We start from the raw sequence: 22,135 nt of genomic DNA, 5'->3' as shown, positions 1-22,135 counted from the left end.
GGCAGCTAGGCAACCATACGCACGGCTAGCACGACGATCACCATGCTGGACACCAACGCAGTCACCAGCCGACCGATGTGCCCGCTCAACGCGCGCCCCAGCAGCGCCCCACCACCGGCCAGCACCAGTTGCCAACTAGCCGACGCCAGGAACGCAGCTGCCACGTAGACCACGCGCTCCATCACGCCCGGATCCGCTCCGGATGCACCGAGCACCAACGCGGCGAAGTAGATCACCGTCATCGGACTGAGCAGGGTCATCCCGAGCATTCCGACGTACGCCGTCCGCGCCCCGACCGGCAGCTCCTGGCTGAGCCCGGACAGCCGATGCGCCCGATACCGTCGTACCGCCTTGGCCGCTCCCGTCACGGCGAGCCCCACCAGCACGACCACCGAAGCCCATCGCAACGGCCCGACCACCGGCACCAGCAACGGCCCCAGCGCGGACCCAGCAACGGCAGCCACGAGCGCGTAGAACCCGTCGGCCGAAGCAACACCCAGCGCAGCACACGCCCCGACCCACAGCGAACTCCGGGCAGTCAACGCCACCAGATAGGTCCCCACAGGCCCGACCGGCATGGCAATCCCATACCCGGCCAACAGCCCGGCGACCAACGCCCCGGTCACGATCGACCGCGGCGGGACCTCCCGAAACGACCACCCTGCTGCTGAACCCGCGCCGCGACATCGGCAGCAGGCATCAACAGCAACAGTCCCATGGTCGTAGTCATATCCACATGATGGGCTGGCAGCAACCACGCCTCAACTCATTAGAAGGTTGCCCAGCACAACAACCCGTACCCTGCCACTCACCTCACGTCGCATGTCCCGCTGTGGCCGCAGCGGCATCGGTCCGACGTGCTCGGCGACACCGGCGCGAACTCGCACGCCTTGAGATCGCCGGCATGGAGCCGATGCCCCACCGCCAGATCCGCGCCCGTACGACGAAATCATCGCCGTCTACCAGGCGTAGTCCCCCGCGATCGCGGAACCGGCGCTCGCCGCCGACACCGTGCGGATCAGCCGAGGATCGCGCGGACGTCTCGGGGTCCTGCCGCAGTCAGGGCGCGGTGTACCAGGTCGGTGTCTGCGCCACGGTCGATCTGACGGACGGCCTGCTTCACGGCAGCGACGGAGGACGGTGCCACGCTGAGTTCGCGGACGCCGAGTGCCACCAGTAGCGGAGTCGCCGCTTCGTCGGCTGCCAACTCACCGCAGACGGCGACCAGGCAGCGGCCTTCGGCGGCCCGGCAGACAGACCGGATCAGGTGCAGCACGCCAGGGTCGAGCGGGTCGCCCAGTGAGGCGACCGACGGGTTTCCCCGCTCGGCGGCCACGGTGTACTGGGTGAGGTCGTTGGTGCCGACGCTGAAGAAGTCGACGTGCGGCGCGAAGGCTTCTGCTTTGAGGGCGGCGGCCGGGACCTCGACCATGATCCCGACTTGCAGTCCCGCCGGCCGGCCGCGGCCAGCGAGCTGGATCGCACTGTCGAGGCGATGCCGCGCGTCCGCGAGCTCGTCGATGGTGCTCACCATCGGGAACATCACGCTGACAGGCGTCTCGTAGGCTACTGCGACGATTGCGCGGAGCTGGTCGTCGAGGAGGTCGCGCTGGGCCAGCGCCAGCCGGATGCCCCGCATGCCCAGGAATGGGTTGGCCTCGGGCGGCTGGGGTATATACGCAAGCGGCTTGTCGCCTCCGATGTCGAAGGTCCGCAGGGTCAGGCGTTCTCCGCCGAGTGCGTCGGCCAGCGACCGGTAGACCTCGATCTGTTCCTCGGTTGTGGGTGGTTGGTGCCGGCCGAGGTACAGGAACTCGGTGCGGACCAGACCGGCGAGTTCGGCACCGTTGTCCGCGGCTGCGCGCGCGTCCTGGACGGATCCAAGGTTGGCGCCGACGAGGACCTCGACCCCGTCGCGCGTGACGGCCGGCGAGAAGGCTCCCGCCCTCGCCAGCTCGGTCTTCGCCCGTGCCTGCTGGTCGGCGGAGTCGAGCTCACGAAGCGTCTCCTCGCCGGGGTCGATGAAGACCCGTCCCGTCGTACCGTCAAGGGCAATGGTCGTACCGGGTGGTACGCCCAGCACAGCTGGTCCGGCAGCGACCACAGTGGGGATGGCGCGGGACCGGGCCAGGATCGCGCTGTGGCTTGTCGGGCTCCCTGCGGCCATGATGATGCCCGTCACTCGCGAGGTGTCCAGGTCGGCCACCTGGGCCGGGACCAGGTCATCGGCGATCAGCACGCCCTCGCCCTCGATGCGGATCGCCGGCGCGCCGGTTAGGGCACGCGCTACCTGCTGCCCGACCGCGTGAACGTCGAGCGCGCGGGCCCGCAGATACTCATCCGAGACGCACGCGAACTCCGCCTCGACGTACGCGATCGCGTCGATCCAAGCGCGCGGTGCCGCCTGGCCTCCCGCGATGTGGGCGCGAACTTTATCGAGGAGATCGGTGTCATCGATGAGCATGAGGTGGGCGTCGAAGATGGCCGCCTCGCCTTCGCCGCCCTCGCGTGCGGCCGCGACCCGGATTCGCTGTATCTCGCGTCGAACCTCGGCGATCGCAGCCCGGACGCGTCGCCACTCAGTCGGACTGTCGCCAGGCACCTCGTCCGGGATCTCGACGTCGGCTGCCCGCATCGAGACAGCCGGACCGATGGCGATGCCAGGCGAGGCCGGCATCGGTGTCCCGTGCGCGCGATGTCCTGCGGAGCTCTGAGGTCCGGCTGCGCTGGTCGGGTCTTGCTCGTCGAAACGACGATCAGCGAGTGCGAGGACGTGATTCAGGGCCTCGTGCGCTTGGCTGCCCGTTGCGGCCACTTCCACCCGATGGCCGCACAGCGCACCCAGGGTGGCAACCCGGGACAGGCTGGTGGCGGGAACGGGGCCCGCCCCGGTGTCGAGATTGCGTAGCTCGATCCGGGCGTCGAACAGACGGGACTCCTGGACCAACCGGGCGGCGGGTCGCGCGTGCAGCCCGTGCCGGTTGGCGATCTTCACAACCGCCGTGTATGTCGGCGTCTGGTTGCTGGTGTCCGCGGGTAGCCCGTTGGCGGCCGAGAGCTCAGCCACGATCGATAGGCCGGGCGGGGGCGCGGCCACATGCCCCTGCTTGGCGGCCAGCGACCCGACCGCCTCGGCTGCGACCTCCGAGGGAGGCGCGCCGCCCGCCGCGGCGACGGCAGCCACGACGAGCCCCTCCACGAGCGGGGCCGCGCACAGGACCGCACGCTCCCGGACATCGGGGTCGACCATGTCCAGCGCCATCTCAGCGGACAGAACCGCGCTACCGAGGTCCATCAGCACCACAACGCCCGCACCGTCATCGGCCGCTTCGATCGCCTTGACGATCGCGGTCGCGTCGGTCCCGAACGTCGTCGCGTCCAAGCCGGCGGCCACCGCGATCCGGACGTCGGAGCCGTGCAGCATCTCTGCCGCGAGCGACACCGCCGCCTCGGCCAGGGCCCGGCTGTGGGACACCACCACCAGGCCCGTCACTGCGACACGTCCCCGGACAGCGCCCGTGCCGCGGTGGAGATCAGCAGCGCGACCGACGTTGCGCCCGGGTCCTGGTGTCCCACGCTGCGCTCGCCGAGGTAGGACGCCCGACCCTTCCGCGCCAGCATCGGGATCGTGGCGTTGCGCCCGGCGTCCGCCGCCGCGGTCGCGAGTGACAACGCGTGGCCCAGATCTTTCCCAGCCGTGACGGCGTTGTCCAACGCGTCGCAGGCGGGCGAGAGTGCGTCGTACATCGTCTTGTCCCCGGCCTGTGCACGTCCGCGGGCCACGACACCGTCCAGGCCGGCGCACAGGGCCGCGGCGAACGCCGGCGCGTCGAGCGACTCGGCGCCGCCCGCACTGCCTGCCATCCGGAGGAACAGAGAGCCGTACAGGGGGCCGCTGGCACCTCCGACCGAGCTCACAAGTGTCATCCCCATCGTCTTCAGTAGGGTTCCGGGCGAGACTGCGGCGTCACCGGCGAGGGCAGACACTGCGGCCGATGTCCCCCGGCAGAGGTTGGCGCCGTGGTCGGCGTCGCCGATCGCGGCGTCGAGCCGGGTGAGGAGGTCCCGGTTGCGGGCGACCTCGGCCGCGAACAGGCTCAGCCACGATCGGATCGCGTCGGCGTCGACCACCGCGCGCACCCCTGGTACCGGCGGCGCGCTCACAGGCCCCACCGCAGGGCCGGAGTCCGCACCGGGGCGTCCCAGAGCCGCAGCATCTCGTCGTCGAGCTTGAGAAGTGTGACCGAGCAACCGGCCATGTCCAGGCTGGTGATGTAGCTCCCGACGAGCGACCGGGTCACCGAAACTCCTGCCTTCGCCAGCAGCCGGTCGACCTCGTGGTACATCAGGTAGAGCTCGATCAGCGGCGTTCCGCCCATGCCGTTGACGAAGGCAAGGACGCCGTCGCCGGAGAACTCGAGGTCGTCCAGGATCGGATCGACGAGCATCCGGGCCATCTCGGCCGCGGGCGCGAGCGGCACGCGTGTCCGGCCGGGCTCCCCATGGATCCCCATGCCGACCTCGATCTGGTTGTCCGGCAGATCGAAGGTGGGTTTCCCTGCCGCGGGCACCGTGCAGGAGGTCAGAGCCAGGCCCATGCTACGGCCGGCGGCGTTCACCCGCCGGGCAACGGCGGCGACGTCGGACAGGCTCCGCCCCGCCTCCGCGGCCGCACCCGCGATCTTCTCGACCAGGACGGTTACACCGACGCCGCGGCGACCCACGGTGTACAGGCTGTCCTGTACCGCGACGTCGTCATCGGTCACCACGGCTACGACCTCGGCACCACCGGTCGCGCCGGCCATCTCGGCGGCCATCTCGAAGTTCATCACGTCGCCGGTGTAGTTCTTGACGATGTGCAGCACGCCGGCTCCACCGTCGACACCGCTCGTGGCGGCCGTGATCTGGTCGGGGACCGGCGAGGTGAAGACCTCGCCGCAGGCGGCGGCGTCGAGCATCCCGTGACCGACGAAGCCTCCGTGCAGGGGCTCGTGCCCGGAACCACCTCCGGAGACAAGGCCGACCTTTCCCGGCCGCGGTGCATCGCAACGGAAGATCACCTTGTGCTCGTGATCGACCCGCAGCTCAGGATGGGCGGCGTCGACACCGAGCAATGACTCGGACAGGACGTTGGCTGGGTCATTGATGAGTTTCTTCACGGGACTGGCTCCTCGTGCTGGTCGAGCTTCGGGTGGAGGCGGGAGGTCAGGCGCGATTGGCGGGTTCGGCCAGCAGGGGCGCCGGTACCGTGCTGTCGGGGGACTCGACGACCTCGCCGACACCTTTGACGAGGGCTTGGTAGAGCAGTGCCGCCAGCGCTCCGGCGAGGAGTTCGGCGACGACGTAGACCGGCAGTTGCTCCCACTTCACCGTGCCTCCCGCCAGTTGCAGGACGAACATCGGGCCGAAGGTGCGAGCCGGGTTGATGGAGGCGCCCGTGGCCGGGGCGACCGGGATAATGGCCGCGAAGACCACCAGGCCGATGGCCATGCCTGCGAACCCGGCCGGCGCCTTTCGATGGATCACGCCGAGAACGGTGAACACGAGGATGAACGTCCCGACGAACTCCGCGGCGAACGCCTGCGGCACACCGACCGTGTCGGCGTACGACGCGACGCCGAGGCCCACGTCGCTCGCTTTGTCGCCGAGTACAGCGATGATGGCCGCGGCTCCGATCGTCGCGCCGACGACTTGGGCGGCGAGGTAGGCGGGCACCTGCCTCCACGGGAACTTCTTGGTCACGGCGAGGCCCAGCGTGACGGCGGGGTTGATGTGGTTGCCGCTGACGTGACCCAGCGCGTAGACGGTCGCCACGACGATGGTCCCGAACGCGAGCGAGATCATCCCGAGGTCGGCCATGGTGAACGGGGCGTCGCCGTTGACGATGAGGGTCGCAGGAACCGACCCGACGCCGATGAAGACCAGAAACGCGGTCCCGATGACCTCGGAGGCGATCTTCTGGGGAGTGGACGGTTCGCTCATGGCATCTCCTCCACCGAGCACCACGGCGGGCCTCGGCATTGCTTGGAATACCATTCGATAATGTCGAATGATGCTCGAAGGTACGCTTCTGCTTCAGACCGCGCAATACCTTGCGCCGACCCGATCTGAGCTGGCTTGGAGAGTGACGAGTTGATCCAGTCTGTCGACCGCGCGCTGCGCATCCTCACCGTGCTCCAGGGCGGTCACCGGCTCAGCCTCGGCGAGATCGCTCAGCGCCTCGACCTTCCACCGTCCACCGTCCACGGCATCGTGCGCACTCTTCTCGTCCACCGCATGATCGTGCAGGAGCACGACTCGGGTCAGTACCGCCTCGGCCCTGCCGTGCTCACCCTGGGCAACGTCTACCTCGACACACTCGAGCTGCGGTCCCGCGTCGCGCCCTGGGCCGAGGATCTCGCCCGCCGCACTGGTCTCGCCGTGCGCACCGCCGTGGCCATGGCCGAGGACGTCGTGGTGGTGCACCACGAGCCTCGGCCTGACGGTTCGCGCCAGATGCCCGAGGTCGGCATCGTGATTCCTGCCCATGCGTCCGCGCTGGGCAAGGCGATCCTCGCCTTCGACGAGGAGGCTGCGGAAGGGCTCCTCGACGGAGGAGTCCTCCGCAGCATGACCGGCGAGACGATGACCGATGCCCGCGCGCTCCGCAAGCAGCTCGACCAGGTTCGCGTGACCGGCATCGCCGAGGAGGTCGAGGAGGCCGTGCTCGGGGAGTGCGGCCTCGCGGCCGTTCTCAGCGACAGGCTCGGGGGCGCGGTGGGTGCGATAGGCCTTGTCTCCCCGACCAGCGACTGGCCAGTCGTGGCCAGCGTCGTCGCCAGCCTGCGGACTGCGGCACAGTCGGTCTCGCGGGAGCTCGGTGCCACGTCCTGGCCGCCGGTCGGCCACGCGCCCCGGGCCTCGGAGATGGGTACCCGCCGCCGGCGTCCGCGGCCGGCCTGACGCGGCCCGGTCCGCGTGGGCCGCCGAGGTGGTCATCGAGACGCCGGATCCACGCTGTCCTCGCCTGCATCTGCCGGACTTCACCTGTGCCGAGCGGGCTCCCCGTCGGAGGCCGGGTCACTGGAGCCAGTGCCAGGCCGGTCGCCAGGCTCGCGAACGCGCGACCGTCGAGTGCAGGCGGTGTCGGAGGTCGCGGATCGGTTCGATGATGAAGGTGTTGACCGGCCCATGGATCTCGTTGCAGGTGAGCGCGATCAGCGAGACGCCTTGTGGGGTTGGGTTTTCGGTTCGTTCGGTTGCGGCGAGGAAGGCGTAGGCGAGCATTGCGAGGATGGTCCAGCGGCGGACCTGGTGCTGATCGAGCCCGGCGGGGGTCTTGCCGGCCTGGAATGATTCCTCGACCGTCCAGCAGCGTCCGGCCACGCGGACCAGCTCGCGCAGTGGCACCGGGCGGCGCGTAGTACCGGTAGTAGGCGAGCTCACCGGTGGTGTTGTTGCGGCGGACCAGCAGCCACCAACACCCGCTGGCGTCCGCACGGCCAGCGCCATGGTCGCCTCCGCTCAGTTGATGGTCAGTCACTGAGAGTCTATGGAGATCCGAGGCCGCGCAGAGTGCATGGTTACAGGTTGTGGATAACGGGAAGTGACCCTGGCGTGTGGATGAGCGCGCGGTCGCCTACGATCTGCGGAAACAGAGTTGGAACGTTCGGATGTTGGTCCGGCCGCTGGCGGGTCTGCCACCAAGAGTGTGAGGGTGTGGCTCATGAACATCGGTACTCGCAAGATCGTCGTCGACGAGGCGATCGCGCAGTTGCGGCTGTACGCCGAGACCAACGGCGCCGTACTTCAGTACTACGACGGTCTGCCAGGGATGACGTGCGTCGGCGGTTCCGATCCTGACCACGTGACGCTCGAGGACCTGGCCCGGACGATGGTGATCGGCGCCGACCTGCGGGCGATGGACATCCCGTGGCTGCTGGAGGTCGAGGCGGAGAAGGAGTTCGCCGCGATCCCGGTCGACGCGCGGCTGGAGGACGCGACCCCGGGCAGCGACCTGTTCCTGGCGGCGATGGCGCTGGACGAGAAGTTCACCGGCCACCGCGGCTTCGGCCACGCCAAGAAGTCGAAGCTGCTGCACCTGAAGCGGCCATACCTCTACCCGGTCACCGACAGCTTCATCCGGATGACCTACGGCACGGCGTCGGCGGGCTCGGAGTTCCTCACCGCGGTCCACCGCGACCTGGTGAACCCGGCCAACATCCGCGACTTCAAGCTGCTGCAGGTCCGCCTGATCGCCGAGCCGCCCACGTCGGCCGCGCGGCTGCTCGGCGAGGTGCCGACGCTCCGCCTGCTCGACATCCTCGCCTCGCTGCTGGGCGAGGCCAAGTAGCGTCTCGCTGCTCGGTGAGGCCAGGTAGCGTCTCGCCGCTCGGTGAGGCCAAGTAGCGTCTCGCCGCTGGGCGAGGCCAAATAGCGCCTCCCTGCTGCTGGGTGGGGCTACATAACGCCGAGCCGCGCCAGCGGCTCCACCAGCTCGCGCTCCTCGTAGGACAGGTGTGAGAGCAGCGTGTCGTCCAGCAGGTCGACCGCTGCGCGCAGACCGTCGATGGAACCTGAGCCGTCGACCAGCGCGACCAGCGCCTTGTCCACACCTTCCAGTACGTCGTGGATGATGCGGTGCTCTGCTTCCAGCCGGTCCACGACAGGCGCCAGCGCCGGATCGGCTCGCCTGAGGTGCGGGAAGAGCGAGGCGTCTTCCAACGAGTGGTGTGTGGTCACCAGGCGGCAGTATGACTCGCAGTACGTGCCGAGGGTCCAGTTGTTCTGCCGCATGGTCATGATGTTGATGTGTGAGCGCGCCTGGCCGACGCCGATCGAGCCGGCAGCGACCTGCTCGACCAGGTCACGGATCTGCTCGAGCTCCGCGCGCAGATGGTCGTGTACGTCGATCAGATGCTGACCGGACGACAGCTGGTACGGCGTATACGTCCGGTCCGGGTCGAGCGCAGGACCACTGGGTCGCTCCGACTCATCGAGCACCTGTACGGCGCTCCGTCGTACAGCCGGAGGTGGAGTCGGCACGACGCCGAACCCATCCGCCGCCCGCGGCTCGACAACGGCTCCTGAGCGAGCGGCATCGACGGCCTCGCGGACACCAACGGCGACTTCGGCGAAGCGGCGGATGTCGTCCGGGTCGTCCGAGCCCAGGATGTATGTGCTCATGCCTTCGCCCATCGTCAGCTCTGCGAGCTGATCGATCCACACCTCCTCGGGCCCCTGCAGGAAGCCACCGCTCCCACTGAACCGGCCGGACACGTTGTAGAGCCGGCGCACCGAGGCTGGGTCGCGGCCCGCCTCGACCGCGGCCTCGTCGATGATCTTGTTCATCGCGGCGAGCTGGTCGGGGCCGGAGTACGCGCTGGTCGGGAGCCAACCATTGGCGGCGCGGCCGGTGAGGGCGAGCATGCGGGGTTTGTAGGCGCCGAGCCAGATCTCGACGTCATGTGCGGGCTCGGGACCGCGCTTGGCGCCGGAGACGGTGTAGTGCGTGCCAGGCAGCCGAATGCCACCGCCGGTCGGCGTCCAGACCTCGCGCATGATCGCGATGGCTTCCTCCAGCGCGGCGATGCTCTGGCTGGTGGTCAGACGCGGGCCTGCGTTGGCCGCGACGGCGTCCAGGAAGCCGCCGGCGCCGAGGCCGAGCTCCACGCGGCCGCCGGTGATCAGGTCCAGCGTGGCGACGCTGCGGGCGAGGACGACGGGCTGCCGGAGCGGGAGGTTGGCGACGTTCGTGGTGACCTTCACGCGCTGGGTCTGCGCGGCGACGACGGACAGCAGGGTCCACGCGTCCATCAGCCGGGGCTGGTACGGATGGTCCTGGAAACTGACGAGGTCGAGGCCGACCTGCTCGGTCAGCTGCGCCAGCGCGATCACGCGGGCGGGGTTGTCGACCGCGGGGGTCAGGAACGTGCCGAAGACCAGCTCGTGGCCGTAGTCCATGGGTTCACCTTCACCTGTCAGAGGTTCGCTCGCCAGCAAAACTACTTCGCTAGACGAATAATCTCAACCACAGAACATCTGCTGGCGAACAGGATCACACCAAGCCGAAGGCTTGCTGAGGCGTGAGGGTGCTCCCGGTGGCGTAGGCGGCGCGGTAGGCGTCCTCTCCCACCGCGGATTCGACGGCCGCGGTGGCTCGCGTCAGGTCCTCGGACTCGGTCGCGGCGATCAGGTAGTTCTCACTGGCGCGAGTGGCGGCAGCCGTGCCGAGGAGGGTCGCGGCGAGGGCCTTGTCGGGGTGGCAGGCCGCGATGCCTTCCAGAGCCCAGCACATGCTGCGCAGCGAACCGAACTCCTCGGAGATCCGGAAGGCCTCCATGTGCAGTTCCAAAGCGGCCGCAACGTCGCCCTGGAGTTCCCGGACGAAGCCGAGCTCCTCCAGCACGATCGACAGGTAGAGCACTGGCTCGCCCTGCCGGCGGGCGGCGTCGATCAAGGCCTGGAGGCGCTGCGATGCCTCCGCAAGAGCGCCAGTACGGCGAGCCGCGAAGCCCAGCACGATCTCCGCAAGGGCCTGCGTCGAGCGCTGCCCTTGTTCGGTCGCCAGCCGCAATGCGCGCTCGCCGTGGGTGCGGGCCGACTCGTAGCGGCCCTGTCTGATCGAGGTCCACCCGAGCATGCCCAGCGCGCTGGCGAGCTCAGGCCACAGTCCTAGCTCCTCCGCTATCTGCGCGCTCTCCAGATGCAGCTGCGCCGACTCGTCGAAGTCGCCGACGAGCTCCGCGTGGGCGCCAAGCCAACTGGTCGCCTGCAACATGCCCCACCGGTCTCCCAGCGACCGGAAGATCCGCACACTCTCAGAAGCATCAGCAGACAACGCCGCCAGGTCAGCCCGTACGTGCGCATGCTTCGCGCGTGCCGCGAGTACCGCAGCCACACCCCAGCGGTCTCCGTCGGCCTCGAAGCTCTTCAGTGCGCTCTCCAAGAGCGCCAGGCACGTCGCGAGGTCGCCCGCGTCGCTGCCGGTGTAGGCGATCCACCACTGCGCTCGAGCGTCAGCCGCATCCGCCCACCGGTCCCGCTCCCCCGCCGCGTCACTGTCACCCAGGAGGTACTTGAACCCGACCCGCCAAGCCTCAGCCCGAGCAGAGCCGGGCACAGCCTCCAAAGACCGCACAGCTTCCATCAGACGCCCGCGCAGGAACCAGTACCAAGCCAGCGCATCGACCAACCGCTCCGCCACATCCACCTGCTCAGTGGCGACAGCCCGGTCCAGTGCGGTCCGCAAGTTGGCCGAGTCCTCATCGAGCAACTGCAACCACCGACTCTGCTCACCACCGAACAAAGCAGGCCCGGCCGCCTCGGCCAGGGACGTGTAGTACGACAGATGGCGCTGCCGCACTGCCTCCAACTCACCGAAGGCACGCAGCTTCTCCGTGCAGTACGCCGCTACCGACTCGAGCAACCGATAGCGCGGCCCATCGACCCCATGCACGGGTACGACGAGCGACCGGTCCACGAGCCGAACCAGCACATCCAGTACGTCCGGCTCATCACACAGCGCCGCCGCGGCCTCCGCCGTACATCCATCCGCAGGTACGGCGAGCCGTCGCAGGACGGACTGCTCATCCGGAGCGAGCAGCTCCCAGCTCCAGTCGATCATCGCGAACAGAGTCTGCTGGCGCGGTGCAGCACCACGGTGTCCGGTCGCCAGCAACCGGAAGCGGTCGTCGAGGCGCGCCACCAAGCCACGGACTCCCAACGCCCGCACGCGCGTCGCAGCGAGCTCCAACGCCAGTGGGATCCCGTCAAGCCGCCGGCACAGCACGGACACGTCGGCAGCCGTCTCCGCGGACAGAGTGAAGCCACGCGAGGCAGCCGCCGCGCGAGTCATGAACAGCTGGACCGCACTGCACTCGCCGAGTGCGTCCAGATCGAAAGAAGGCGACGGAACCTCGAGCGGCGGCACACTCCATACGACCTCGCCCGCGAGGGCTAGCGGCTCACGACTCGTCGCCAGCACGCGGAGCCCCGGTGCCGCGGCCAGCAGCCGGTCTGTCAGCTCAGCAACCTCTGCGACCACCTGCTCACAGTTATCCAGCACCAGCAGCCGAGAGCCCATCACGGCCGCGAGCCGGTCGACCACGCCGTCACTGGAGCCAGTGGAGTCCCGCAGGTCCAGTGCGGCCTGTACGGCGTCTGTGAGCGAACTGCTGACCGAGATCGCATCAGGTGTCACCGCTGCCAGCTCCACCAGGACCACGCCGTCCGCAAAGCGATCCACCGCCTCGGCGGCAGCAGCGAGTGCCAGGCGTGTCTTGCCTACTCCCCCAGGCCCAGTCAGCGTGACGAGCCGCGAGGACGCCAGAGACGAGCTGACGTCCTCCACGGCCTCCGCACGTCCGATGAGGTCGGTCAGTTGGGCCGGAAGGTTGGTGCGAGCGTGTGGGAGCTCTTGCGTGAGGATCGACTGGTGGAGAGCGACGAGCTCGGGACTGGGGTCCAGGCCGAGGTCATCCAGCAGCTGGCGACGCAGCTGGTCGTAGCTCTCCAATGCCTCGCTCTGCCGGCCACTGCGGTAGAGGGCCTTCATGTGTGAGGCCCGGAGTCGCTCTCGCAGCGGGTGGGAGATCACGAGGTCGGCGAGCTCGCTGACCGGGTAGTCGCCCGAGCCGATCCGCTCCTCGTGCCACGCCTCGAGAGCGGTCAGCCTCTGCTCGGTCAGTCGGGCTATGGCTGTCTCGACGAACGGTTCGTCGGCGAAGTCGGCGTACGCGGGTCCACGCCACAGCTTGAGTGCCTCACCGAGGTCACCCGACGCAATCCGGTCGGCGAACTCCAGAGCGTCGTACGTCGAACTGTCGACGGTCAGTGAGTAGCCAGCCGGACCGGAGTTGACCAGTGCGCGGCTGCCGTGCTCGGCGTCCTCGAAAGCGCGGCGGAGTTGCGAGACCTTGGCCGACAGCGTGCCGGACGGGTTGCCCGGCAGGTCTGCGCCCCACAGGTCGTCGATCAGTCGGTCCGCCGGGACAGGGCGGCCCTCGTGGACCAGCAGGTCGGCCAGGAGCGCGCGGACCTTAAGCCCCTGGATGACCACGGGCGATCCCGCGTCCGTCCAGGCCGTCACCGGTCCCAGCACCCCGAAGCGCATGGCCGCACCCTATTCCGATCACCGGCCCAGCGACCGGAAAGAAACCGTAAACGGTCTCCGGCAGAGTCTGTCTCATCGGAAGGAGGCACGACGATGCGACTGGCAGTGATCATCGGCAGCACCCGCAACGGGCGGTTCGGTCCGACCGTGGCGCACTGGCTGGCCAGGCAGGCGGCCAAGCAGTTCGAAGTCGACCTGGTCGACCTGGCCACCGCGCACCTGCCGGCCACACTGCCCGACACCGACGACGAGATGCCGGCGGAGGTCGCCGTACTCGCTCCGAGGCTCGCCAGTGCGGATGCGTTCGCAGTGGTGACGCCGGAGATCAACAGCAGCTTTCCGGCACCGCTGAAGACCGCACTGGACTGGTACTACGAGGAATGGCACGCCAAGCCCGTCGCAATCGTCAGCTACGGCCGGGAGAGCGGTGGGCGGTGCGCCACCGCACAGCTCCGGCAGGTCTTCACCGAACTGCAGGCCGTCACCATCCGCAACACGGTCGCACTGCCCTGCTATTGGGAGCAGTTCACCGCGGACGGCGGCTGGCCACGCGCTTCCGCCGGCTACGAGGCGGAAGCCAAGATCATGCTCGACCAGCTCGTCTGGTGGGCCGAAGCGCTCCGGGACGCGCGCTCCAAGCGTCCTTACCAACACTGAGAGAGGGATAGTCCAATGAGGAAGCTGATCGAGTCCACCTTCATCACCCTGAACGGCGTCATCGACAACCCGCAGCGCTGGAGCCCGCCGTACTGGGACGACGAGCACTCCGCCTACTCGGTGGCGCTGATGGACGGCGTCGACGCGCAGGTGCTCGGCCGCGTCACCTACGAAGGGTTCGCCGACGCCTGGTCGCAGCGCGGCGGAGACCCGTTCACCGACCACTTCAACGCGATGCCGAAGTACGTCGCCAGCCGCACGCTCACCGAGTGGAAGTGGAACGCCCAGCCGCTGGAGGGTGACGCCGCCGAGGCGGTCCGCCGGCTCAAGGAGCAGGATGGCGGCAACCTGATCAAGTACGGCACCGGGTCGTTCTCGAAGACGCTGCTGGAGAACAAGCTCGTCGACGAGTACCACTTCTGGTTCTTCCCGGTGGTGGCCGACGGCGACAACATGTTCAAGGGCATCGACCTCGAGCTCACCCACCTCGAGCTGCTCGGCACCACCACCTTCAAGTCCGGCATCGTCGTGCACAAGCTGGCGCCGAAGGCCTGATCACTCAGCACATCACGGACAGCGTCCAGCCGGTCACCGAACCACAAGGTGACCGGCTGGACGCTTGTCTGCGTTTGCGCTGGGTACCGGTGCGACTTCGGGGATGTGAGGCGGCGCTGGGGACCGCCCGCCCAGGGTCCTCGCGATCGGTTTGGCCAGATCGCAGGTCCGCACCAGCAATCGGACTGGAGGTCTGATGGGTACCGTCCTGACCATAGTCATCATCGTCATCGTCGTACTCGCGGCGGCCGCGGTGTTCTTCGTGTACCAGCGCAGAGAATCGCAGCAACTGCACGAGCGGTTCGGCCCCGAGTACGAGCGCACGCTCGAAGACTCCGGTGACCGGCGCAGCGCCGAGCGCGAGCTGCGCCAACGTGAACGCCGGGTGTCGAAGCTCGACATCGTTCCGCTGAGCCGCGAGTCCGCGGAGCTCTACCGTGGCGAGTGGGCCCGGATCCAGCAGAGCTTCGTCGATCGTCCCGGATCGGCAGTCGCCGACGCGGACCGGCTCGTCCTGCGGATGATGCGCGAGACCGGGTACCCGGTCGACGAGTTCGACCAGCGCGTCAACGACATCTCGGTCGACCACCCGGAGGTCGCCGCGCACTACCGCGACGCGCACCGGGTCGCGGTTGCCCAGGCCCACGGTGAGGCCGACACCGAAGAACTCCGGCAAGCGGTGACCGCCTATCGCGCGCTGGTCGACGCCCTGCTGGCCGACAGCGCGAGTGGACACCACCGCACCCAACCGACCGACGCGAAGGAGCAAGCATGACCAGGCACGAGGACCGTCGCTTCGACCCGACGACGGACGACGACCGCGTCATGACCGACACGGACCGCATCGACCCCGACCGTACGACGAGCGACGCGCTCGGCGGTACGACGGACGACCGGTACGACGACCGCATGGCGGACGACACGCTTGGCCGTACGACGGACGACCGGTACGACGACCGTACGACCGACGACGCGCTCAGCCGCCCGGCGGACGACCGGTACGACGACCGCACCTCGGACGCCGGCCTGGCCGACCGCACGACCGACGACCGCACGACGGATGAGACCGTGGGCGCGCCGGCAGTGGAGGACCCGTTGGTGGCTCCTGATGCGGTGGTCGACTTCCGGACCCGCTGGGAGGTCATCCAGCAGGGCTTCGTCGACGATCCGCGCAACGCCGTCAGCGAGGCGGACAACCTCGTCGACGACCTGCTCAAGCGCCTCTCGGACACCTTCGACCAGCAGCACCAGGAGCTGGAGAAGCAGTGGTCCGACGGCGAGCCGTCGACCGAGGACCTCCGCTCGGCGCTGCAGCGCTACCGCGCCTTCTTCCAGCGCCTGCTGACCCTCTGACCCCGCGAGCACCAGACCGCGCGGCCCGTACGGCGAACGTCGTACGGGCCGCGCGGTTCGTTGCCTAGGGCGCGATGTTCTGGTTCAGATGGAACAGGTTGCCCGGGTCGTACTTGCGCTTCACCTCGACCAGCCGGTCGTAGTTCTGCTTGTAGTTGTCGCGGATCCGCCCCTGGTCGTCGTCGGCCATGAAGTTGATGTAGCCGCCGGCCTCGGAAAGCGGCGACAGGTCGTCGTAGTACGAGCGAACCCAGTCGACGCCGGCCTCGTTCTGCGCCGGGTCCGGCCACATGCCGGCGATCACGGTGGCGAAGTTCGCGTCCCGGTAGGCGAACGCGGTGCCGTCGGGCGTGACCCGGTGGCAGGCGCCGTTGATCGGATAGATGTGCACGGTCGAGTTCACCGCCGGCAGCCCGGGTGCGTGCCGCAAGTGGGCCTGGATCGCGTCGTCGGTGAGCTCGGTGACGAAGTTCGCCTTCCAGTAGTGCTGCAGCCCCGGCGGCACCAACCCGTCGAAGGCGCTGTTCAGCGCCGGGTACGGCATCGGCCCGACGTGTTCGGCGACCACGGGCGCGAACTCGCGGTACTTCGAGATCTGCGCTTCGCCCTCATCCGGATCGCCCGCCCAGCAGCCGACGATGAAGGTGAACACCTCACCGTGCCGGTCCTCCGGAATGAACGGCAGCGGCGGCGCGATCTGGAACGCCGGGAACCCGCCGAGCTGCTCGGGCGCGTCCTTGATCAGTTCGCGGAACCCCGACAGGACGGCGGTCGCGTCGGACATCTCGAACAGCATCGGCCCGCCGTAGATCGTCGACACCGGCGCCAGCCGGAACTCCAGCGCGGTCACCACGCCGAAGTTGCCGCCGCCACCACGGAGCGCCCAGAACAGGTCCTCGTTGTCCTTCTCACTGGCGATCAGGAACTGCCCGTCCGCGGTCACCACATCGGCCGAGATCAGGTTGTCGCAGGACAGCCCGAGGCCGCGGGCCAGGTACCCGATCCCGCCGCCGAGCGTCAGGCCGCCGACGCCGGTGGTCGAGATGATGCCGCCGGTCGTGGCCAGCCCGAAGGCATGCGTGGCCGCGTTGAAGTCGCCCCACGTCGCGCCACCACCGGCCCGCGCGGTCCGGCTGACCGGGTTGACCCGGACGTTGCGCATCCCGCTCAGGTCGATGACGACGCCGCCGTCGACCGTGCCGAACCCGGGCACGCTGTGCGCTCCGCCGCGGACCGCCAGATCCAGCTGGTTGGTCCGCGCGTAGTCCACGGCGGCCATCACGTCGCCGGCGTTCTCGCACCGCACCACGACCTGCGGCCGCTTGTCGTGCATCGCGTTGTGGACCCGCCGGGCCTCGTCGTACCCCTCGTCACCTTCGGTGAAGATCTGTCCTCTGGTGCGTTCCCTCAAGTCGTCCATCGTGCTCATGTCCGCTCCCCGAACCGTCGCCTGTCGCAAATCGGCGCGCGCAAATCGGCGCACGCCGCGCAGACCGGTCGTCACCGTCGAGCGCCGCGCGGAACCTCACCCCAGAGAGCGTCTGAACCCCCGACGGGCAGCCGGCCCTCCCCCAGACCTCGCCCGTTCCAACCCCGACACTCTCGCGCGGTCCCCCGATTCGTCAATGCCTAAATTAGCCGCCCGACATTCACGACGTGAGCTGACGATTGGCGTTGGCGGCAGCGCGGAGCGCGCCGGCTACTGCAGCGACGGGTGGGGTTTGGGTACGGCGTGTCATCAGGAACACCTCGCGGCCGACGGAGCCTTCGGCCGGCGGGCGGACGACGACACCGGGAGCGCCGTGGCGGAGGACCAGGTCCGGGAGAAGGGCACCGGCTCCAGTGGTGCGGACCAGTTCGAGCAGGATGAGGAAGTCGTCGGAGCTGTAGCGGAGGTCAGGTTCGAAGCCGCCCAGCTCACGGCACACCCGCACCTGCATCTCGCGGTGGCCTGTGCCCGGTTGGCAGCAGGCCCACGGGAGACCGGCCAGCCTCGCGATCGACACTCGGTCGGCGGCGGCCTCGGGGTGGTCGGCAGGCAGGACGACGCGGATCTGTTCGCGTAGTAAGGGCTCGCGGTGCAGGTCGGCGTGCACGGCCCGCGGCTGACCGTCGTACTCGTCGCCGACCACTACGTCGAGCTGCTGCAGGCGTAAGGCCGGTGCAGCCTGCTCGACCTCGGCTTCGGTAGCTTCGACCCGGATGTCGGAGTGAGTGGTGGCGAGCGTTCGGACCGCCGGCGCCACGATGCGCAAGAAGGCGGACTGGAAGGACGCGATCCGGACTACACCGGCCACTCGGCCCGCGACGACCGACGCGAGCTCCGCCTCGGCTGCCTCGACGCCCTCGAGCAGCGACGACGCATGGCGCACCAGGACCTGGCCGGCCGCGGTCAGCCGGACGTTACGCCCGATGCGTTCGAGCAGTGGGGTGCCGGCTTCTCGCTCCAGCACTGACAGCTGCTGCGAGATCGCACTGGGCGTGTACCCGAGGGATCGCGCGGCGCCGTGAACGGTGCCGCGGTCGTGCACTTCGCGGAGCAGGCGGAGCCGGTGCAGGTCGAGCATCTGTTCAGAATAGCTACACGGTCCTGTCCAGGAAGCCGCGATGGACATGAACAATCCACTGGCCTGACCATCGATGGCGTGGGCGCCCTCTTCTGTTTGCTTTCCGCCGCCGGGTTCGGGGCGATGGCTGTGTTCGGCAAGTTGTCCTACGACGCTGGTGTGTCGGTGGACGCACTCCTTCTGGTCCGGTTCGGCCTGGCCGGCGGAGTGTTACTGGTCGTCGCGCTGGCACGCGGTGCGTTGCGCAACCTCCCCCGCCGCGCCGTGTTGATCGGACTCGGCATGGGCGTGTTCGGCTACGCGGCGCAAGCCGGTCTGTATTTCTCCGCGCTGGCCAGGATCGACGCTTCGCTCGTCGCACTGATCCTTTACGTCTACCCGGTGCTGGTGATGACCGTGGCCGTCGTACTGGGCCGGGAGCGCGCGTCGCGGCGGCGGGTGTGGGCGCTGGGGATGGCGCTGGCTGGAATCGGACTGGTGCTCGGTGGGGCGATGTCGGGACGCTTCGATGCGGTCGGTGTGTTGCTGGCGCTGGGGGCGGCGATTGTCTACACGGCGTACATCCTGGTTGGGGACCGGGCGACAGCCGATGTGCCGCCGCTCGCGCTCGCGGCGCTGGTGTGTGTCGGTGCCTTCGGCACCTTCCTGGTCAGTGGGTTGATCCGGGGTGCCGTGGGTGGCGCCGGGCCGTTTCGGGGGGACTTCGACTTCGCCGCGGTGGGATGGCTGTGGCTAGGGGCGCTGGCCATGGTGAGTACGGTCGCGGCGATCCTGTTGTTCTTCGCCGGCATGGCGCGGGTCGGTCCGTCGGTGGCCTCGATTCTGTCGATCCTCGAGCCCGTCGTGACGGTGGTCGCGGCGGCCGCGGTGTTCGGCGAACACCTCAGCATGACCCAGTGGTTCGGCGGCGCACTGGTGTTGTCCGCCGTACTGATCGTGCAATGGCCGAGCCGATCGACTGCGACTCCGCTGCCCGCCGCCGACGAATACCTGGTCAGGAGTTAAGGCTTACACGCTGGGGCTTTGGCGAGGGCTGTGTTGGCTCGCGCTGCCGCGGTGAGGTTCTGCGGGGCGTGCGTCCAGGCTGCAACCCACATTTCCTGCGCGTGTTCGGCGCCGAAGTCTCCCGCCGCGTGAGCGGCCATCATCGCCAGATGGTTCGCCCAGTCGGCCGCGGCCGCTCGGTCTGCCGCTGCCGCCGCGTCGAGGATCGTCAGTCGTTTCTTACACGCGACTGCCGGGCTGCCCGATATTTTCGCGCAGCCGCCCGCGGCCTTGGCTTGCGCGGTAAGGGCAGAATTCAGCGCGGAGATATCACCGGGACCGGCGAGTCGGGTCCGCTTCCAGATCGCTTTCGTGGTCGCCTCAGGGTTTTTGCCACTCAGCAAATCCGTCCTGGCCTGGACGTGTTCACGCCAATGCTCGGCACCCGTCCGGGCCGCGGCCACCACCGCCTCGGTCGTCCGGATCTCCGCCGCACAAGCATCCGCGGCCGAAGTCGCACTGCTTCCGCCCTTCGGCGACGAACCGGCGGTGGGCAAGGAGGCCGAACTCGTTGTGGGCAACGAATGGCTCGCGCTGTGTGCCGGATGACTCGCGCTGTGTGCCGGTTGGGCGGCCGGCTCATCCGGCGACCCGAACCGCGCGATCGCCACGCCCGCGGCGACGGTCACCGCGGCGACCACACCCACGGCGAGGAGCACCGGTCGGTGGCGCCGATGAATTGCTCGTTTGGCTCGTGACATTTCAAGCCCCCAACTTGAACACTCGTCCGGAGCGAAATGCTGCCACGCCGATCGGCAATGCGCGAACGATGCACGGTACGCAACGGTAATCCTGCATTCTGTGCGACCTGATGAATGACCCACCGGATGCGGTCGCTTACAACGAGCCCCCGAGGCCGGGCGCATCAATCGTTGCGGGAACTTTCGACCGGTTCCGGCCGGTACGACGGCAGACTTGACCCATGGACCGGCGGATGGCGTGGGCGGGAGTCGTCGCGTTCGTGATGACGGCCGTGGTCGCCTGCAGTACCGACGACGCGGCACCCCCTGCGCCCGCTCCGAGCGCGACCTCCTCGACCCCCACCACGCCATCCGCCGCTTCCACGTCACCGCCATCCGCCACCTCCACGCCGTCCGCCACCTCGACAACCGCCGCCCCGACACCGGCAGCGACGCCGGCACCGCCGGCCGCGTCGCACGCGGTGTCCCTGCAGGCGCTGATGACGAAGCAGTACAACGGCGGCAACCTCCGCCTCGGCCGCGTGCTGGCGCGCAACACCGCCTACACCCGCTACCACGTCACGTACACAAGCGGATTGTTGACAATCTCCGGGATCATGAACGTCCCGACCACCCCAGGACCGCATCCAGCACTCGTCCTGAACCACGGCTTCATCGACCCGGCCGTCTACACCAACGGCCGCGGCCTGATGCGGGAGCAGGACTACCTCGCCCGGCGCGGGTACGTCGTACTGCACACGGACTACCGCAATCACGCGCAATCGTCGGACGATCCACGGTCCGAACTCGACCTGCGGCTCGGCTACACCGAGGACGTGATCAACGCGGTCCACGCCCTGCGGACGTCGCAGTACGTCGATCCCGAGCGGATCGCACTGCTCGGCCGGTCGATGGGCGGCGGGATCACGTACAACGTCCTCGTCGCACAACCCGGTCTGGTGAAGGCCGCGGTCGTGTTCGCGCCGGTGAGCTCAGACGCGGTCGACAACTTCAACCGCTGGATCCGCAACGACCGCCCGATCGCGACCACCATCCTGCGCACGTACGGCGAACCGTCCCGCAACCCGGCCTTCTGGCGGAACCTCTCCGCGGTCAACTTCTTCGACCGCGTCACCGAGCCACTGCTGATCCACCACGGCGGATCCGACTCGACCTGCCCGATCGCCTGGTCCCGCGAAACCCTCGCTGCCCTGAAGGCCGCCGGCAAGGACGCGACCATGTACACCTACCCCGGCGAGGAACACGCCTTCGGCCCGGCGTGGCCGACGTCGATGGCCCGCTCCGTGACGTTCCTCAAACAGCACGGGGTTTGACCGCGCTGACGGCGTACATCGTCAGTGACAGGTGGAACGCGCCGCGATCGGCGGCCTCCGCGAGACCCTTGGCGAAGGCATCGGCCTCGGCGGGGGTGATGACGCCCGCCTCGGCCGACGACAGCTGCATCATCGAGACGAAGCCCTGGCGTGCGCCTTCCTGCGGCTCGATCGTGGTGCCGGCCGTCTCGCCCGTGATCTCGAGCCCCGCGTCCGCGAGCAGACCGCGCAGTTGCCGGCCGGAGAACGGGTTCGCGGACTCGGAGAGGAAGTAGTCGACCATCCGGCGCAGTACGTCGGGATCGGCCGGATGGAGGATCGCCGTCGCCCAGTCCGTGTCGATGAGCGCGATCCGCCCACCAGGACGCAGTGCGCGCGCCATCTCCCGCACCGCCGCGGCCGGATTGTCGACATGCTGCAGGACTCGCTCACACCGCAACACGTCCACTGACTCGTCGTCGAACGGCAGCCGCTCCGCGCGCCCGTCGACGTACTCGACTGGTGCCCCCGCGGCACGTCGTACCGCTTCGTCCCGGAGCCCTGGACTCGGCTCGACGCCGACCGCTCGACCGTCCGGCCGGACCCGCTCCGCGAACGCGACCACGTCCTCACCGGTCCCCGAGCCGACGTCGACCGCGGTCTCCCCCGCCACCGGCGCAAGCTCGGTGAGAGCCCAGGCCTTGAGCGTTCGTACGGCGGGCTGCGCGGCCATCTGGTCGAGGATGAAGGCCTGCCGCTCGATGTTCTGCTCGGCGACGTGCTTCAGCCTGAAGTTCCCCCGCCGCGCGTCGATCGCGGGCTCGTCCGCCGCCTGTGTCCCGGTCATCTGATCTCCCTCTTCACCAGGCCGAG

19 protein-coding genes and 1 pseudogene are annotated in these 22,135 nt (G+C 68.8%); 8 read left to right on the top strand and 12 right to left on the bottom strand.

Annotated features, from left to right (window positions below):
• Window positions 1-5 precede the first annotated feature (5 nt).
• The 5 genes from OG876_RS28120 to OG876_RS28095 all read right to left on the bottom strand — a co-directional run bounded on the left by OG876_RS28120 (window position 6) and on the right by OG876_RS28095 (window position 5,982).
• Window positions 6-626, bottom strand: coding sequence for a LysE family transporter (locus OG876_RS28120; RefSeq protein WP_328519642.1), 621 nt, complete (start codon window positions 624-626; stop codon window positions 6-8).
• A gap of 392 nt (window positions 627-1,018) precedes the next feature.
• Window positions 1,019-3,493 (bottom strand): phosphoenolpyruvate--protein phosphotransferase, encoded by a 2,475-nt coding sequence (gene ptsP / locus OG876_RS28115; protein WP_442914030.1) that lies wholly within the window; start codon window positions 3,491-3,493, stop codon window positions 1,019-1,021.
• Complete coding sequence (gene dhaL / locus OG876_RS28105; protein WP_328519641.1) at window positions 3,490-4,164, bottom strand: dihydroxyacetone kinase subunit DhaL; 675 nt, start codon at window positions 4,162-4,164, stop codon at window positions 3,490-3,492. The genes ptsP and dhaL overlap by 4 nt, the downstream gene beginning before the upstream one ends.
• Window positions 4,161-5,159, bottom strand: coding sequence for a dihydroxyacetone kinase subunit DhaK (gene dhaK, locus OG876_RS28100; RefSeq protein ID WP_328519640.1), 999 nt, complete (start codon window positions 5,157-5,159; stop codon window positions 4,161-4,163). The genes dhaL and dhaK overlap by 4 nt, the downstream gene beginning before the upstream one ends.
• 46 nt (window positions 5,160-5,205) lie before the next feature.
• Complete coding sequence (locus tag OG876_RS28095; protein ID WP_328519639.1) at window positions 5,206-5,982, bottom strand: MIP/aquaporin family protein; 777 nt, start codon at window positions 5,980-5,982, stop codon at window positions 5,206-5,208.
• Window positions 5,983-6,132: 150 nt separating this feature from the next.
• On the opposite strand from OG876_RS28095, the gene OG876_RS28090 reads away from it, so the two are divergent.
• Complete coding sequence (locus tag OG876_RS28090) at window positions 6,133-6,942, top strand: IclR family transcriptional regulator (protein ID WP_328519638.1); 810 nt, start codon at window positions 6,133-6,135, stop codon at window positions 6,940-6,942.
• A 117-nt stretch (window positions 6,943-7,059) separates the two neighbouring features.
• Here OG876_RS28090 and OG876_RS28085 read toward each other — a convergent pair.
• A pseudogene (locus OG876_RS28085) lies at window positions 7,060-7,480 on the bottom strand (IS701 family transposase); the annotation flags it as partial.
• Between the two features lie 225 nt (window positions 7,481-7,705).
• Here OG876_RS28085 and OG876_RS28080 point away from each other — a divergent pair.
• Window positions 7,706-8,332, top strand: a complete 627-nt coding sequence (locus OG876_RS28080) for a DUF6308 family protein (RefSeq protein ID WP_328519637.1) — start codon at window positions 7,706-7,708, stop codon at window positions 8,330-8,332.
• A gap of 107 nt (window positions 8,333-8,439) precedes the next feature.
• On the opposite strand, the gene OG876_RS28075 is transcribed toward OG876_RS28080, so the two are convergent.
• The gene (locus OG876_RS28075; protein ID WP_328519636.1) at window positions 8,440-9,942 is read right to left on the bottom strand and encodes an LLM class flavin-dependent oxidoreductase; all 1,503 of its coding nucleotides are present in this window, start codon (window positions 9,940-9,942) and stop codon (window positions 8,440-8,442) included.
• Window positions 9,943-10,036: 94 nt separating this feature from the next.
• On the bottom strand, window positions 10,037-13,093 hold the full coding sequence (locus tag OG876_RS28070) for a BTAD domain-containing putative transcriptional regulator (RefSeq protein WP_328519635.1): 3,057 nt from the start codon (window positions 13,091-13,093) through the stop codon (window positions 10,037-10,039).
• Window positions 13,094-13,186: 93 nt separating this feature from the next.
• Here OG876_RS28070 and OG876_RS28065 point away from each other — a divergent pair, with 93 nt between their 5' ends.
• The 4 genes from OG876_RS28065 (at window position 13,187) to OG876_RS28050 (ending at window position 15,658) form a co-directional block, all read left to right on the top strand.
• Entirely contained in the window at window positions 13,187-13,750 is a 564-nt protein-coding gene (locus OG876_RS28065; RefSeq protein ID WP_328519634.1) for an NADPH-dependent FMN reductase, read from the top strand.
• Between the two features lie 15 nt (window positions 13,751-13,765).
• Window positions 13,766-14,305, top strand: a complete 540-nt coding sequence (locus tag OG876_RS28060; protein ID WP_328519633.1) for a dihydrofolate reductase family protein — start codon at window positions 13,766-13,768, stop codon at window positions 14,303-14,305.
• Between the two features lie 196 nt (window positions 14,306-14,501).
• A complete protein-coding gene (locus OG876_RS28055; RefSeq protein ID WP_328519632.1) occupies window positions 14,502-15,080 on the top strand; it encodes a hypothetical protein in 579 nt (192 codons plus the stop codon).
• Window positions 15,077-15,658: a hypothetical protein gene (locus OG876_RS28050; RefSeq protein WP_328519631.1), complete on the top strand. Its 582-nt coding sequence runs from the start codon at window positions 15,077-15,079 to the stop codon at window positions 15,656-15,658. The genes OG876_RS28055 and OG876_RS28050 overlap by 4 nt, the downstream gene beginning before the upstream one ends.
• Before the next feature lie 64 nt (window positions 15,659-15,722).
• On the opposite strand, the gene OG876_RS28045 is transcribed toward OG876_RS28050, so the two are convergent.
• Together OG876_RS28045 and OG876_RS28040 are read right to left on the bottom strand one after the other, a co-directional pair.
• Complete coding sequence (locus OG876_RS28045) at window positions 15,723-17,087, bottom strand: FAD-binding oxidoreductase (protein WP_328519630.1); 1,365 nt, start codon at window positions 17,085-17,087, stop codon at window positions 15,723-15,725.
• A 220-nt stretch (window positions 17,088-17,307) separates the two neighbouring features.
• Window positions 17,308-18,225: a LysR family transcriptional regulator gene (locus OG876_RS28040; RefSeq protein ID WP_328519629.1), complete on the bottom strand. Its 918-nt coding sequence runs from the start codon at window positions 18,223-18,225 to the stop codon at window positions 17,308-17,310.
• Here OG876_RS28040 and OG876_RS28035 point away from each other — a divergent pair.
• Window positions 18,184-19,230 carry a DMT family transporter gene (locus OG876_RS28035; protein ID WP_328519628.1) on the top strand — a complete coding sequence of 349 codons (1,047 nt, stop codon included), beginning with the start codon at window positions 18,184-18,186 and terminating at the stop codon, window positions 19,228-19,230. The two genes, OG876_RS28040 and OG876_RS28035, sit on opposite strands and share 42 nt — an antisense overlap.
• On the opposite strand, the gene OG876_RS28030 is transcribed toward OG876_RS28035, so the two are convergent.
• Window positions 19,227-19,898, bottom strand: a complete 672-nt coding sequence (locus tag OG876_RS28030) for a hypothetical protein (protein ID WP_328519627.1) — start codon at window positions 19,896-19,898, stop codon at window positions 19,227-19,229. The two genes, OG876_RS28035 and OG876_RS28030, sit on opposite strands and share 4 nt — an antisense overlap.
• A gap of 293 nt (window positions 19,899-20,191) precedes the next feature.
• Here OG876_RS28030 and OG876_RS28025 point away from each other — a divergent pair, with 293 nt between their 5' ends.
• Complete coding sequence (locus tag OG876_RS28025; RefSeq protein ID WP_328519626.1) at window positions 20,192-21,283, top strand: alpha/beta hydrolase family protein; 1,092 nt, start codon at window positions 20,192-20,194, stop codon at window positions 21,281-21,283.
• Here the strand turns inward: OG876_RS28025 and OG876_RS28020 are convergent.
• Window positions 21,264-22,109 (bottom strand): methyltransferase domain-containing protein, encoded by an 846-nt coding sequence (locus OG876_RS28020; RefSeq protein WP_328519625.1) that lies wholly within the window; start codon window positions 22,107-22,109, stop codon window positions 21,264-21,266. The two genes, OG876_RS28025 and OG876_RS28020, sit on opposite strands and share 20 nt — an antisense overlap.
• Window positions 22,110-22,135 lie beyond the last annotated feature (26 nt).

The sequence above is a fragment of the Kribbella sp. NBC_00359 genome, assembly GCF_036097425.1.
In the GTDB taxonomy this organism is placed as follows: domain Bacteria; phylum Actinomycetota; class Actinomycetes; order Propionibacteriales; family Kribbellaceae; genus Kribbella.
Note: the sequence above shows the minus strand (reverse complement) of the source record. Positions and strands in the feature narration are given on the sequence as shown.